At 72.7% G+C, this 12,822-nt stretch carries 12 protein-coding genes; 4 read left to right on the forward strand and 8 right to left on the reverse strand.

The annotated features are described in order from the left end of the window. The first annotated feature begins 64 nt into the window (after positions 1-64). Positions 65-1,528 carry an LCP family protein gene (locus tag SCA03_RS00870; RefSeq protein WP_086816838.1) on the forward strand — a complete coding sequence of 488 codons (1,464 nt, stop codon included), beginning with the start codon at positions 65-67 and terminating at the stop codon, positions 1,526-1,528. Positions 1,529-1,594: 66 nt separating this feature from the next. Here SCA03_RS00870 and SCA03_RS00875 read toward each other — a convergent pair whose 3' ends face one another. The 5 genes from SCA03_RS00875 to SCA03_RS00895 all read right to left on the reverse strand — a co-directional run bounded on the left by SCA03_RS00875 (position 1,595) and on the right by SCA03_RS00895 (position 6,540). Further along, on the reverse strand, positions 1,595-3,442 hold the full coding sequence (locus SCA03_RS00875; protein ID WP_086816840.1) for an acyl-CoA dehydrogenase: 1,848 nt from the start codon (positions 3,440-3,442) through the stop codon (positions 1,595-1,597). A 251-nt stretch (positions 3,443-3,693) separates the two neighbouring features. Next, positions 3,694-4,533 (reverse strand): SAM-dependent methyltransferase, encoded by an 840-nt coding sequence (locus tag SCA03_RS00880; RefSeq protein WP_230988425.1) that lies wholly within the window; start codon positions 4,531-4,533, stop codon positions 3,694-3,696. Positions 4,534-4,559: 26 nt separating this feature from the next. Next, a complete protein-coding gene (locus tag SCA03_RS00885; protein WP_086816842.1) occupies positions 4,560-5,384 on the reverse strand; it encodes an SAM-dependent methyltransferase in 825 nt (274 codons plus the stop codon). 37 nt (positions 5,385-5,421) lie between these two features. Further along, complete coding sequence (locus tag SCA03_RS00890) at positions 5,422-5,682, reverse strand: DUF397 domain-containing protein (RefSeq protein ID WP_030878883.1); 261 nt, start codon at positions 5,680-5,682, stop codon at positions 5,422-5,424. A gap of 3 nt (positions 5,683-5,685) precedes the next feature. Next, positions 5,686-6,540, reverse strand: a complete 855-nt coding sequence (locus tag SCA03_RS00895; RefSeq protein ID WP_030878880.1) for a Sco1979 family transcriptional regulator — start codon at positions 6,538-6,540, stop codon at positions 5,686-5,688. A gap of 334 nt (positions 6,541-6,874) precedes the next feature. Between SCA03_RS00895 and SCA03_RS00900 the strand changes: the two genes are divergently transcribed. Further along, positions 6,875-7,336 (forward strand): ATP-binding protein, encoded by a 462-nt coding sequence (locus SCA03_RS00900; RefSeq protein ID WP_030878877.1) that lies wholly within the window; start codon positions 6,875-6,877, stop codon positions 7,334-7,336. A 370-nt stretch (positions 7,337-7,706) separates the two neighbouring features. Next, complete coding sequence (locus SCA03_RS00905) at positions 7,707-8,540, forward strand: SAM-dependent methyltransferase (RefSeq protein WP_051846393.1); 834 nt, start codon at positions 7,707-7,709, stop codon at positions 8,538-8,540. A gap of 81 nt (positions 8,541-8,621) precedes the next feature. Here SCA03_RS00905 and SCA03_RS00910 read toward each other — a convergent pair whose 3' ends face one another. Together SCA03_RS00910 and SCA03_RS00915 are read right to left on the reverse strand one after the other, a co-directional pair. Beyond that, positions 8,622-9,524, reverse strand: coding sequence for a Sco1979 family transcriptional regulator (locus SCA03_RS00910; protein ID WP_371863886.1), 903 nt, complete (start codon positions 9,522-9,524; stop codon positions 8,622-8,624). A gap of 210 nt (positions 9,525-9,734) precedes the next feature. Next, on the reverse strand, positions 9,735-9,977 hold the full coding sequence (locus SCA03_RS00915) for a DUF397 domain-containing protein (protein WP_030878870.1): 243 nt from the start codon (positions 9,975-9,977) through the stop codon (positions 9,735-9,737). Between the two features lie 208 nt (positions 9,978-10,185). Between SCA03_RS00915 and SCA03_RS34915 the strand changes: the two genes are divergently transcribed. Further along, the gene (locus SCA03_RS34915) at positions 10,186-10,347 is read left to right on the forward strand and encodes a hypothetical protein (RefSeq protein ID WP_158102330.1); all 162 of its coding nucleotides are present in this window, start codon (positions 10,186-10,188) and stop codon (positions 10,345-10,347) included. A 103-nt stretch (positions 10,348-10,450) separates the two neighbouring features. On the opposite strand, the gene SCA03_RS00920 is transcribed toward SCA03_RS34915, so the two are convergent. Next, positions 10,451-12,739, reverse strand: coding sequence for a HelD family protein (locus SCA03_RS00920; RefSeq protein WP_086816844.1), 2,289 nt, complete (start codon positions 12,737-12,739; stop codon positions 10,451-10,453). Between the last annotated feature and the right edge of the window lie 83 nt (positions 12,740-12,822).

The raw sequence follows: 12,822 nt of genomic DNA on the forward strand, positions 1-12,822 counted from the left end.
GCGGGGAAGAGCCCCGTCTGGCGTCCGAAATCATATTTTCCGCTCGAAGCGAGGTCCCCGACCCATGAGCGAGCCCCTGAGCACGTCCCCGCCCGTCCCTGACGGTCCGCCCGCCCACCGGCACCGGCGGCTGCGCCGCCTCGCGCTCCTGTGCGCGGCCGGCGCCCTGCTGACCACCGGCGTGACGGCGGCGCCCGCCGGGCCCGCCCGAGGGGTGCCCGACCCCCGCGGCCAGGTCACGGCCCGGCCGCTGAACCTCCTGCTGGTCGGCCTCGACACCCGCGAGGGCCTCACGAAGCGGCAGCGCGACCGGCTCCACGTGGGCGGTACCGCGTGCGAGTGCACGGACGTCATGATGCTGCTGCACCTGTCGGCCGACCGCCGCCGTGCCTCGCTCGTGAGCATTCCGCGGGACTCCTGGGTCCGGTTCGCGCCGCACCGGGAGAAGGAACCGGAGGGCAAGGCGACCGGGCCCCGGCCCGGCACCCACCAGGGGAAGATCAACGCCGCGCACCGGCACGGCGGCCCCCAACTGACCGTCCGCACCGTGGAACAGGCCACCGGCGTGGACATCGATCACTATCTGGAGACCGACTTCGCCGGGTTCGTCCGCGCCGTCGACCGGCTCGGCGGCGCCCCCGTGTGCACCCGCGAGGACCTCCACGACGCCAACTCCGGGCTGGCCATGCCCGCCGGCTCGCACCACACCGACGGCCGCGAGGCGCTGCGCTTCGTCCGCGCCCGGCATGTGCAGCCGCCCGGCGACCTGGGGCGGGTGCGCCGTCAGCAGCAGCTCATGGCGGGCATGATGCGCCGGCTCACCGACCCCGGGATCACCGGCCGTCCGGCCCGGCTGCTCGACGCGGTGCGGGCCCTGCGCGGCACCGTGCGCACCGACCCGGGGCTGACCGCGGCACGGCTCGTGGAGATCGGGCGGTCGCTGCGCGGACTCGACGGCGACCACATGGAGTTCGCGACCGTCCCCATCGAGAAGTTCGACCACCGGGTGCCCGGCTGGGGCTCGACGCTCGTCTGGGACGCCCCGCGCGCCCGGCTGCTCTTCCGCACGCTGCGCGCCGACCGGCCGCTGCGCTCCGAACCCCGGCTGGGACCGCCGCCCGGCACCCGCCCGGTGGCCGCCGACCCGGCCCGTATCGCGGTGCGGGTGCGGGGGGCGGGCGGCGCCGGGGACCGGATGGCGCGCCGGCTGCGGGACACCGGGTTCGACGTCGCCGCGCGGCACCCCGGCGAGCCGGGGCAGGCGGACGGCATGCTCACCGGGCGCACCGAGATCCGCTACGCGCCGGACCTCAGGAGCGAGGCCCGGGCGCTGGCCACCGCGCTGCCCGGGGCGGTGCTCGTCCCGGTGCCGGGCCACGGCGGGACGTTCGTGATCCGGCCCGGGCTGACCGGCACGCGGGTCGTCCGCGTCGTCCACGACCGCAGCAGCGTGGAGGGGGCACCGGCCTCCGCCACGGCCCTGGCCTGCGACCCCTCGGGCGGGCTGCTCGGACCCGCGGGGGAGTGACGGCCCGGCGCCGCGGTCGGAGCCGGTCGGGGCCGGTCGGGGCCGGTCAGATCCAGTCAGAGCCGGTCAGAGCCAGTCCGGGTCGGTGTCCAGGACGGTCGTGTCGAGCGACTCCAGCAGCGCGAACTGGACCCGGGTGCGCGGCAGTTCCCACCGGTAGAAGTACCGGGCCGCCTGCCGCTTGCCCTGGAGGAAGGCGGCATCGGCCGGGCGTGCCGCCGCCCCGGCCGGTGCGCCGTCGGCGGCCAGGAACTGGCCCAGCCAGATCCAGGCGACGACGACGTGCCCGACGGCCTCCAGATACACGGTCGAGTTCGCCAGCGCCGTGGTGGCCCCGCCGGGCCCGTCCTGCCACAGCCGGGCCGTGACCTCGACGACCCGCTGCCACGCGCCGGCCAGCGCGTCCGCGAGCCGTGCCGCCTCGCCGCCCGCCCGCCGGGCCCGCTCGACCGTCCGGCCGACGGCCTCGCCGAGCGCGCGCAGCCCGGCGCCGTCCTGCATCACGGCCTTGCGGCCCAGTAGATCGAGGCCCTGGATGCCGTGTGTGCCCTCGTGGATGGGGTTGAGCCGGTTGTCCCGGTAGTGCTGCTCGACGTCGTGGTCGCGGGTGTAGCCGTAGCCGCCGTGCACCTGGACGGCCAGGTCGTTGGCCGCCAGACACCACTGCGAGGGCCAGCTCTTCGCGATCGGGGTCAGCACGTCCAGCAGCAGCCCGGCACGGGCGCGGGCCTCCGGCGTCGGCGCCGAGTGCTGTTCGTCGACGAGCCGGGCGCAGTACAGCAGCAGGCCCGACGCGCCCTCGACATAGGACTTCTGCGCCAGCAGCATCCGCCGGACGTCGGCGTGCTCGACGATCGGCACCTGCGGCGTCCGCGGGTCCTTGCCGGGTCCGCCCCGCAGCGGCCGCCCCTGCGGCCGTTCCCTCGCGTACCGCAGCGACTTGAGATAGCCCGTGTACCCGAGGGCCATGGCGCCGGCGCCCACGCCGATACGCGCGTCGTTCATCATGTGGAACATGTACGCGAGCCCGCGGTGCGGCTCGCCGACCAGTTCCCCGACGGCACCGGCGGCGCCACCCGGCCGGAAGGCGGTGCCCTCGCCGAAGGCGAGCAGGGTGTTCGTCGTGCCGCGGTAGCCCATCTTGTGGTTCAGCCCGACGGTGGTGACGTCGTTGCGCTCGCCCGGCGAACCGTCCGGCCCCACCAGGTACTTGGGGACGATGAACAGCGAGAGCCCCTTGACCCCCGGCGGGCCTCCGGGGATCCGGGCCAGCACGAGATGGACGATGTTGCGGGACAGCTCGTGGTCGCCGCCGGAGATCCACATCTTGGTGCCGAACAGCCGGTAGCCGCCGTCCGGTTGCTCCTCGGCGCGGGTCGCGACGTCCGCCAGCGAGGAGCCCGCCTGCGGCTCGGACAGGCACATGGTGCCCAGGAACCGGCCGTCGAGCATCGGCTGCACATAGGTGGCGATCTGCTCGGGGGAGCCGTGGGCGCCCAGCAGACGGGCGTTGCCGAGGGTGAGGAACGGGTAGGCGGCGGTGGCGATGTTGGCGGCCTGGAACCAGGCGAAGCAGGCGGTCGTCACGGTGTGCGGCAGGCCCATGCCGCCGGCCTCCGGACCGACCGCGGCGGCCAGCAGCCCGGAGTCGGCGAAGACCTTCAGCGCCTCGGCGGCCTCCGGGACGGTGTGGACGCGTTCGCCGTCGAACCAGGGCTCCTCCAGGTCGTTCTTCCTGTTGTGCGGCGCGAAGTGCTCGCCGGCGATCCGCTCGCTGAGCGTGAGCGCGTCGTCGAACGTCTCCCGGGAGTGCTCGGCGTACCGATCCCGGTGCGTCAACTCCTCGGTGTCCAGCCAGGTGTAGAGCTGGAAGTCGAGATCGCGGCGGGAGAGCAGGAGCGAGGGTGTGGCCATGGTCGGTCCGATCCCGTGAGACGGCGGGGACGCGCGGCGCGCCGCCTCCCGCGGGCGGACGGTCCCGGGGCCGGGCGTGATCCGGCATCCGGGCGTACCGGGCGGACAGCGCGGTTAAGCGCCCGCTTATGCTCGGCTCCGGGGCGGCACGCTGTCAACGCCCGGCCGTGGCACCGGCATCGGCGCCGGAGGCGATGTGCCGCCCGGTGTCCCGTCCCGGCCCCCGTACGGGGCGGGACACCGGGCGGGGCTCAGGGTTTGCGGGCGACGCCCGCGTACATCGTCAGCTGTTCCGGAGGGAGCGTGGCGGCGGCCTCCGGGTCGGGCCGCCACGCCTGGACCATGGTGATGCCGGGCTCCAGCAGCTCCAGCCCGTCGAAGAAGCGGGCGACCTGGGCGCGGGTGCGCGGCGTGATCGGGGTGCCGCCGCGCTGGTAGATGCCGGACACATCGCCCAGACGTGCCGACAGCTCCTCGTCCGGCACATCGGCTATCCCGTGCGACAGGCACAGGAAGCTGCCCGGGGCCAGCTCCTCCAGCAGCGCGGAGACGATCTCGTACGGCTTCCAGTCCTCGGGCACGAAGTGCAGCAGCGCGTTGACCGACAGGGCCACCGGCTGCTCCAGGTCCAGCGTGCCCCGCAGCTCCTCCGCATCGAGGATGGCGCGGGGCTCGCGGACGTCGGCCTGGAGGTAGGCGGTGCGGCCCTCGGGGGTGCTGTGCAGGAGGGCCTGTGCGTACTGGAGGACGATGGGGTCGTTGTCGGTGTAGACGACGCGGGATTCGGGTGCGACGCCCTGTGCGACCTGGTGGAGGTTGGGCTGTGTGGGGATGCCCGAGCCGATGCCCAGGAACTGGCGGATGCCGTACTCGGCGGTCAGGGTGCGGGTGGCCCGGATCATGAAGTCCCGGTTGGCCCGCGCCGCCGGCACGATCTGGGGCAGGGTGGCGACGGCCGCCTCGGCGGCCCGGACATCCACCTCGTAGTGCGTCTTGCCGCCGAGGTAGTAGTCGTACATGCGGGCCACATGGGGCTTGCCGGCGTCCCCCGACGCCGCTTCGCCGGGGCGTGCCATCGCGTTCTCCGTCATCAGCGCGTGTCCAGAGGTCGAGTCGGTCAGGGCTTGCGTGCCACGCCGGCGAACATGCTCGGCTCGCCGTCCTTGAGTTCGGTCTCCGTGCCGGCGTCGGGACGCCAGTGGTGGGCCATGGTGATGCCCGGGTCGATCAGCTCCAGCCCGTGGAAGAACCGGGCGATCTCGGCGCTGTCGCGCAGCCGCAGGGTGGTGCCGCCCCGGGAGTAGATCTCCTCCACCCGCCGTCCGAGCGCGGCCAGTTCGGGATCGCCGACGTCCGTGGTGGCGTGCGACAGACACAGGAAGCTGCCCGGGGCCAGCCGGGACATCAGGCCGTCGAGGATCTCGTAGGGGCCCCACTCGTCCGGGACGAAGTGGAAGAGCGCGTTGACCGACAGGGCGACCGGCCGGTCGAGGTCCAGGGTGCTGCGCAGCTCGCCGGAGTCCAGGATCGTCTCCGGCTTGGAGGCGTCGGCCTGGAGGTAGGCGGTGCGGCCCTCGGGGGTGCTGTGCAGGAGGGCCTGTGCGTACTGGAGGACGATGGGGTCGTTGTCGGTGTAGACGACGCGGGATTCGGGTGCGACGCCCTGTGCGACCTGGTGGAGGTTGGGCTGGGTGGGGATGCCCGAGCCGATGTCCAGGAACTGGCGGATGCCGTAGTCCTCGACGAGCGTGCGGGTCGCCCGGATCATGAAGTCCCGGTTCGCGCGGGCCATGGCTCCCGCGAACGGCACGGTGGCGATGACCGCTTCCGCCGCCTGGACGTCGACCTCGTAGTGGGTCTTGCCGCCCAGGTAATAGTCGTACATCCGTGCGGAGTGCGGCTTGCTGGTGTCAATGACGGGGTTGTTCCCCTGGTCGGTCATCGCGTGCTCCGTTCCGGGTTCCGGGAAGTGGCTGGCGTCAGTCGGTGGCGAGCAGGAAGTCCGCGGCCCCCTGCTTGGCGCCCCGGAGGAAGGTCTCGAACTCGTGGGTGGTGTAGATGAGCGCGGGCCCTTCCGGGTCGGTCGACTGACGCAGGGCGACCCTGCCGTCGCCAAGCTTCATCGCCTCGACACAGCTGCCGCCGTTGGTGCCGCTCCAGGGCTTGTGCCAGCCCTCGCTGCCGAGGTCCTTGGCCGGCATGCCGTTGTATATCCGAGGCGGATAACCCCTGTGACCCATGGTTCAGAACTCCTTGCGGATGTCACCGAGGACGGCCTCGGTGTGTGGTACTGGCGCGGCCTGCGCGCCCATGCGGTCCAGCACCTCCAGGTACGCGGCGGTCTCCGGACGCTGGTCCAGATACGCGGCACCCGTGAGGCTCTCCGTGTAGACGATGTCCGGAAGCTCCGGGATGTCGAAGCGGAAGAGCTGGAACGGCCCGAACATGCCGGGGTGCGGCCCGGAGCTGAACGGGATGATCTGCAACGTGATGTTGGGGCGCGCGGTCAGCTCCACGAGCCGGTCGATCTGGGCTCGCATCACCGCCGGTGACCCCACGTGACGACGCAGTACCTGCTCGTCGAGCACGGCCCACAGCACGGGGGCCTCCGGGCCGTCGAGCAGCTGCTGACGGCCCATACGGAGCGCGACCCGGCGGTCGAGCTCCTCGTCGCTCGCGTTCGGGAAGCCGGTGCGCAGCAGGGCACGGGCGTAGTCCGGGGTCTGGAGCAGCCCGGGTACGCAGTGCGGTTCGTAGGCCCGGATCAGGCTGGCCTCGCCCTCCAGGCTCACGTACAGGCTGAACCAGGCAGGCAGTACATCGCGGAAGCTGTGCCACCAGCCGGGCCGGTTCGCCTCCTCCACGAAGGAGAGGAACGATTCGACCTCCTCGTCGGAGAGGCCGTAGACCCGCAGGAGCTTCTCCACGTACGGCGGCTTGAGGCCGACCTCCGCCTTCTCCATACGGCGCACGGTGGTCGTGTTGACACTCAGCGCGTGCGCTGCGTCATTGAACGAACACCCTGCGCGCTCGCGGAGGTCCCGCAGCCGCAGTCCCAGGACGATCTGCCCCACCGTCGCGGAACGGGTCTCGGCCACGCGTGCCTCCTCAACTGCCTTTGTCTGCGCATCGTTGACGGTTCAGCAGTGTGCCACGGCTCTTGTGCAGCAGCCATACTGCCCGTGCGATTCTGCGAATTGCAGATCTCCTCTTGCCATCTGCTTCTGAGCGACGCATAGTGAACAGGTGACCGAGCTCATGAGGTCGCGGCCCCGGAGTCGCACCGCATCGTTCGCGCTGCCGGAGGGCAGCCCCGGCGCCAGGCCGGCGGCCCTGCGGCCGTCCCGCCCGTGTCCCGGGCCGGGGCGTCATGCGGAGAGCACGCCGGAAGCCGTCCTCTCCCTCCGCAGGTAGACGGAAGGCGTACCGCCCGTGGCCCCCTCGTACTCTCCCGCGCCGCTCGCCCTGCCGCAGCCCGCCGGTTCCGGCGCCTCCGCCGGCCCCGTCCGCCGCGAAGGTTTCGAGCTGCCCGCGCACACCTCCTCCGTCTCCCGGGCGAGGTCCCGGCTCAGCGGCCAGCTGCGCCGCTGGGGATTCCCGGAGGAGCTGGGGCACACGGCCCTGCTGGTGATCTCCGAGTTCGTGACCAACGCCGTCCTGCACACCGACAGCGGCCGCATAGGGTGCAACATCCAGCTCGACGGGCAGCGGCTGCGTATCGAGGTCACCGACGAGGGCACCGAACGCTGTGTGCCCCGGGCCCGCTCCGCCGCCCCCGAGGAGGTCGGCGGCCGGGGGCTCCAGCTCGTCGGTGCGCTCACCGAACGCTGGGGCGTCTCCGCCGGCGACACCCCCTGCGGCCGCAAGGTGTGGGCCGAACTCGGCACCTGCTGACGCGGCTGCCGCCCGTCCGCCTGTCACGGCGCTCCCCTTCCGGGTGATGCACCGCTCGCGTCCCGTCCGCCCTTTTCGGCGTCTTTCAGCGTCTTCTGCGTTGTTCGCGTCTTCAGCGTTTCGGCGTCTTCGGTGTTCCGGTGTTTCCGGTGTTTCCGGCGTTCGCCCTCGGATTCCTCCGTGCCCCGCCGCCGTCGGCGGGGATTCCTCGTCGGTCGACGGCCTCCTTCGGTCGGCTCCGGGCTTCTCCAGGCGTCATTTCCCCGTAGGGAAAAGGGACTTGGCGTGGTGCGGGTGGCAGGCCCGTGCCATCCTCTCCCGGGAACGATGTGCGCACGCACGGGCGTGCGGGGGAGACGTGAGGCGGGAAATGCGGGACAACTGGGCCGACGAGGGCACTTCCACCACCGATGCCTTCGGAGTGGATGTGACCACCCCGAGCGTCGCGCGGATGTACGACCACTACCTCGGCGGCAAGGACAACTACGCCGTGGACCGTGAGGCCGTCGCCGAGCTGGACAAGACGGTGCCCAGCACCAAACCGCTCGCCCTCAACAACCGGCGTTTCCTGCGGCGCGTGGTGCGAGTGCTGGCCACCGACTACGGCATCCGCCAGTTCCTCGACCACGGTTCCGGGCTGCCCACGCAGGACAACGTGCACGAGGTCGCCCAGCGCGTCGACCCGGCCTCCCGCGTCGTCTACGTCGACAACGACCCCATCGTCCTGGCGCACGGCCGCGCGCTCCTGGAGGAGAACGACCGGACGAGCGTCATCCAGGCCGATATGCGGGACACGGAGGAGATCTTCGCGCACCCGGACGTGCGGCGTCTGATCCGGCTCGACGAGCCGGTCGCCGCGCTCTTCGTCTCGGTGATGCACTGCATCCCCGACTCCTCGGACCCGGCCGCGCTGGTGCGCCGGGTGATGGACCGGCTGCCCAGCGGCAGCCTCATCGTGATCAACCAGTTGGTGAGCCACGACCGGTCCGTGCGCGACTTCGTCACCTCGTTCATGGACGAGAACACGCACGGCAACTGGGGCCGGGTCCGCGAACCGCACGAGGTCGAGCGGTACTTCGAGGGGCTGGAGGTGCTCGACCCGGGCCTCGGGGAGATCAACGACTGGCGGCCCGACTCCGAGCTGGGCCCGCGGCAACTCACCGACGAGTGGTTCGAGTTCGGCGGCGTCGCCCGCAAGCCCTGACTCCGGAAACGGGGGCCCGGCCCCGGAAGCGCGGGCCTGCTCCTGCGATGCGGGCCGACCCCCCAGGGGCGCGGCCCGCGGTCACATCTCGTTCAGCAGGTTCTCCAGGAAGAGGCCGGTTCTGCCCGGTGGTTCGGCCATCGCGCACAGCCGGTCCATCACCACCATGTAGCCCTCCACCTCCTCGCGCTTCTCCAGGTAGAGCGAGGAGGAGAGCTGTTCGAGATACACGATGTCCGGCAGGTCCGGCTCCGAGAAGCGCAGTATCGTCACCGGGCCGCCCGCTGCCGCCAGACCGCCGATGCTGAATGGCGCGATCTGGAGGGTGACGTTGCTCTGCCGGTTGACGGCGATCAGATGCTCGATCTGCTCCCGCATCACCGCGTGCCCGCCCAGCGGACGGCGCAGCGCCGCCTCGTCCAGCACGGCCCACAGCCGCGGCCCGTGCTGGACGTGCAGGATGTCCTGCCGCCGCATCCGCAGATCGATACGGCGCTCGGCCTGCTGCTCGCTGTCCCGCGGGTGGCCGAGCCGGATGACCTCGCGTGCGTAGTTCTTCGTCTGGAGCAGACCCGGGATGAACTGCACCTCGTACGTACGGATGACGGAGGCCGCCTCCTCCATCCCGATGAGGCGGTCGAACCACGGCGACATGACATCGCTGTACTTCTGCCACCAGCCGGGGTTGCCGGCCTGGCGCGCGAGCTGGAGGTACTCCTCCCGCTCCTGCGGGTCCCACACCTCGTACAGCGTCAGCAGATCGGCGATGTCGCGTTCCTTGCAGCCCACCCGGCCGAGCTCCAGTCGGCTGATCTTGGCGTGCGAGCCGCGGATCGCCTCGCCCGCCTCCTCGCGGGTGATTCCGTGTGCTTCCCGGAGGCGGCGCAGCTGGGTTCCCAGCACGATGCGCAGGATGGTCGGCCCACCTCTGGGGTGGTCCGGTACCCGCCCGAACGGCCCTCCCCGCTCCGGCTGAGCCGGCACCGCTTGCCTCGCTGACATCAAGGCTCCTGCCTTGTCTCCCTGAGTGACGTTCCGAACGCTCAGTGTCCCACTCGTGCAACCGGTCGTACAGCCGGTTGTATACCGCCGACCTGTGCCATGCATATGCGCCGCCGCCACATGCCCGAGGCATGTGGCGGCGGCAGAGGGGGAATCGACGGGCGCCCCCCTGTGCCGGGGCGCCCGCGGTCCTCAGTCCTGGAGGTCCAGGAGGTCGTCGAAGTCGCCGTCCTTGGCGCCCTGGACGAACGCCGCGATCTCCGCCGGCGTGTAGACGAGCGCCGGGCCCGACGGGAAACGGGAGTTGCGGACGGCGACGCCCTTGCCGGGCAGGGTCGCCACCTCGACGCAGTTGCCGTTGGGGTTGCTGCGACGGCTCTTGCGCCAGACCGCGCCCTCGATACGGGTGGCCTCGATGCCGTTCTCGATCTGCATGTACCTCTCCCTTGGGTCTTCAGTGTCCCCCGTGAGCGGTTGCGACACAGGGAGCGTCTCACAACTCGGCGTCCTTGCAGATGTAATTGCAGATGTACTTGCGGAAGTAAGTACGCGGCCGGGAGAATGGCGTCTGTAGTCCAGCCGTGACGCAACTCGACGTTGGCACCGCGGAGTTCGAGCGCTTCAGTCCCCAACAGGAGCCCCAGTGACCGCACAAGGCACCGAACACCTCGCGCAAGTGGAACTGGACGACGACCTCGGCTGCGACCATCCGCTCACGCGGTTGTGCCTCCTGCTGGAGATCGCCGAACAGCCCGAGTGGCTGCGGGACCTCGTTCCCCAGGCCGCCGCCCGCCGGACCGCCTAGCCGTCGGCCGGGGGCGGCCCGCGAGGCCCGGCGCACCTTCCCTCGCGACACCGCAACACCTCCCTCCGCGCGAGGCTCCAACGGCCTCCTTCCCGGCGGGACTTCAGCGGGCCCGCACGCATCCGCTCCGTCCGGCGAACGCCCCCGCGAGGGCCCTCGGCAGCCGGTGCGCATGGACGATCTCCAGCCGGGAGACGGCGCGGGTCAGCGCGACATAGAGCAGCCGGAGGCCGTGCTCCCCGGCGGCCGTCAGCTCCGCGGGTTCGGCCAGGACGACGTGGTCGAACTCCAGGCCCTTGGCGAGACCGGCCGGCACCACGGTCACCCGTGCCCCGCCGTCGTCCTCGCCGGGCGCCGCCGTGGCCAGGCCCGCCGTCCGGAGCGCGGCCGTCAGCTCGGGCACCCGCGCGTCGGCCGCGATGACCGCGAGCGAACCCTCCAGACGCAGCGCGGCGGCGGCCGCTTCCACGACCGCCCTGGGCACCGCACCGGCGTCGGGCGCCCGGCGGGTGCGCAGGGCGCCGTCCGTGCGCAGGGACCGGGCCGGCGGTACGTCGATGTCCAGCTCCCGGAGCAGCCGGTTGGCCGGCTCGATCAGCGCGGCGGGCACCCGGAACCCGGTGGTCAGCGGCACCACCCGGGCGTCCGCCGCGCCGAGGTGGGCCAGTTGCGCGGGCCAGGAGCGGGCCGCCCAGGGGGTGGTGCCCTGCGCCAGATCGCCCAGGACGGTCAGCGAGCCGAAGCGGCTGCGGCGGGCCAGCACCCGGCACTCCATGGGGGAGAGGTCCTGCGCCTCGTCGACCACGACGTGGGCGTAGCTCTCCTCGGGGTGTGCCAGCAGTCCGGCGGCCTCGTCCAGGAGCAGCAGGTCCGCCTCCGACCAGCGGGCGGTGCGTGCGGTGCGGGCCCGGCGCGGCTCCCAGGCCAGCGCCGTCACCTCGTCGGGGCCGAGGAGCCCCTCGCCCGCGCGCGCCAACTCCTCGGCGTCGCCCAGCAGTCCGGCGACGACCTCGGTGGCGCGTACGCGCGGCCACACCTCGTCGAGGAAGGCGGTGACGGCACGCGCCCGGCCGATGCGGCGCTCCCAGGCGGCGCCGGGCGGCCCGGCCCGGCGTTCGGCCCGGGCCCGCAACAGCGCCACGACGCGGGCCCGTACCCGCTCCCTGCCCACCTCGTAGGGCGGCTGCTGGGCGAGCGTCTCCTCGACGACCGTGCGCAGTTCGTCCGCGGGCAGCCGCCAGCGGTACGAGCCGTCCGGCACCGTGAGCGGCTCCGCCGGCGGCCGTACCCGGGAGTGGAGCGCGCGGTGCAGGACGGTGGCCATCCGCGCCGAGTGCTTCAGCGCCGTGGTGCGCGGCGGGTCCTCGGCGCGGACCACGTGCGCGGGCAGGAGATCGGCGACCCGGCACTGGCGCACCCCCACCTCGCCGAGGGACGGCAGCACCTCGGAGATGTAGCGCAGGAAAGCCCTGTTGGGGCCGACCACGAGCAGCCCGCCCCGCTCGATCCGGCGGGGATGGGTGTACAGCAGATAGGCGGCGCGGTGCAGGCCGACCGCCGTCTTGCCGGTGCCGGGCGCCCCTTGGACGCACACCGAACCGGACGGCCCGGCACGCACGATGTCGTCCTGCTCGGGCTGGATGGTGGCGACGATGTCCCGCATCGGGCCGACCCGGGGGCGTTCGATCTCGTGGGCGACGATACGGCTGCGGTACGCGCCGTCCGCACCGGCGTCCTCGGTGCCGGGCGCGCCGAGCGGCTCGTCCTCCAGTCCGGTCAGCTCCTCGGGCGCGCCGCTGCTGCCGGGCGCCCAGCCGAAGCGGCGGCGGACGGCCACGCCCTGCGGTTCGCGGGCCGTGGCCTGGTAGAAGGCGCGGGAGACGGGGGCGCGCCAGTCGAGGACGAGCGGCGGCGCCGACGGGTGTTCGGAGATCCGGCGCCGGCCGATGTGGTAGCGCTGGCCCGCGTGTTCGCCGGCCTCCGCGCCGGTCTTCTCGCCGGCCGGTGCGAAGTCGAGTCTGCCGAAGAAGGGCGGTCCGGCCGGCTCCTCGCGCAACTCCTTGGCCTGGCTGCGCAGATACCGGCCGAGTGCCTCGGCTCCGGCGCCGTCCCCGGCGACGCCCTCCTGTGCGTCGTCGCCCGTGTGTGCGCCGCGCAGGATCCCGGCGCCTTCCCGGACGCGGTGCTGTGCGGCGTCGACGGAGCGCTCCAGCGCGGCGCGGCATGCCGCGATGTGGGCGCGCTCGGCGTCCAGTTCGGCTCGCAGGGCCTCCTCGTGCGCGGTGTCGTGCGGTGCTGCGCCGTCCCCGGGCGGGCCGGTGCGCCGTGCCGCGCGGGGGCCCGGCGCGTGGGCGGTTCCGGGGGCGCCGGACGGTGTGCGGGCTCCGGTCATGGACGGTTCTCCTCCTCGGACGGGGCAGGCGGGACGGCGGGACGACGGGGCTGCGGGGCGGTGAGGCGCCGGGGCGCGGTCGG

Origin of the sequence: Streptomyces cacaoi (assembly GCF_006539165.1) — a bacterium.
Classification (GTDB): Bacteria; Actinomycetota; Actinomycetes; order Streptomycetales; family Streptomycetaceae; genus Streptomyces; species Streptomyces cacaoi.

Bases quoted from the DNA above. Each gene is read 5' to 3' on its own strand.
- SCA03_RS00870 (WP_086816838.1), top strand. From the start codon at position 65: ATGAGCGAGCCCCTGAGCACGTCCCCGCCCGTCCCTGACGGTCCGCCC.
- SCA03_RS00875 (WP_086816840.1), bottom strand. From the start codon at position 3,442: ATGGCCACACCCTCGCTCCTGCTCTCCCGCCGCGATCTCGACTTCCAG.
- SCA03_RS00880 (WP_230988425.1), bottom strand. From the start codon at position 4,533: ATGACGGAGAACGCGATGGCACGCCCCGGCGAAGCGGCGTCGGGGGAC.
- SCA03_RS00885 (WP_086816842.1), bottom strand. From the start codon at position 5,384: ATGACCGACCAGGGGAACAACCCCGTCATTGACACCAGCAAGCCGCAC.
- SCA03_RS00890 (WP_030878883.1), bottom strand. From the start codon at position 5,682: ATGGGTCACAGGGGTTATCCGCCTCGGATATACAACGGCATGCCGGCC.
- SCA03_RS00905 (WP_051846393.1), top strand. From the start codon at position 7,707: ATGCGGGACAACTGGGCCGACGAGGGCACTTCCACCACCGATGCCTTC.
- SCA03_RS00915 (WP_030878870.1), bottom strand. From the start codon at position 9,977: ATGCAGATCGAGAACGGCATCGAGGCCACCCGTATCGAGGGCGCGGTC.
- SCA03_RS00920 (WP_086816844.1), bottom strand. From the start codon at position 12,739: ATGACCGGAGCCCGCACACCGTCCGGCGCCCCCGGAACCGCCCACGCG.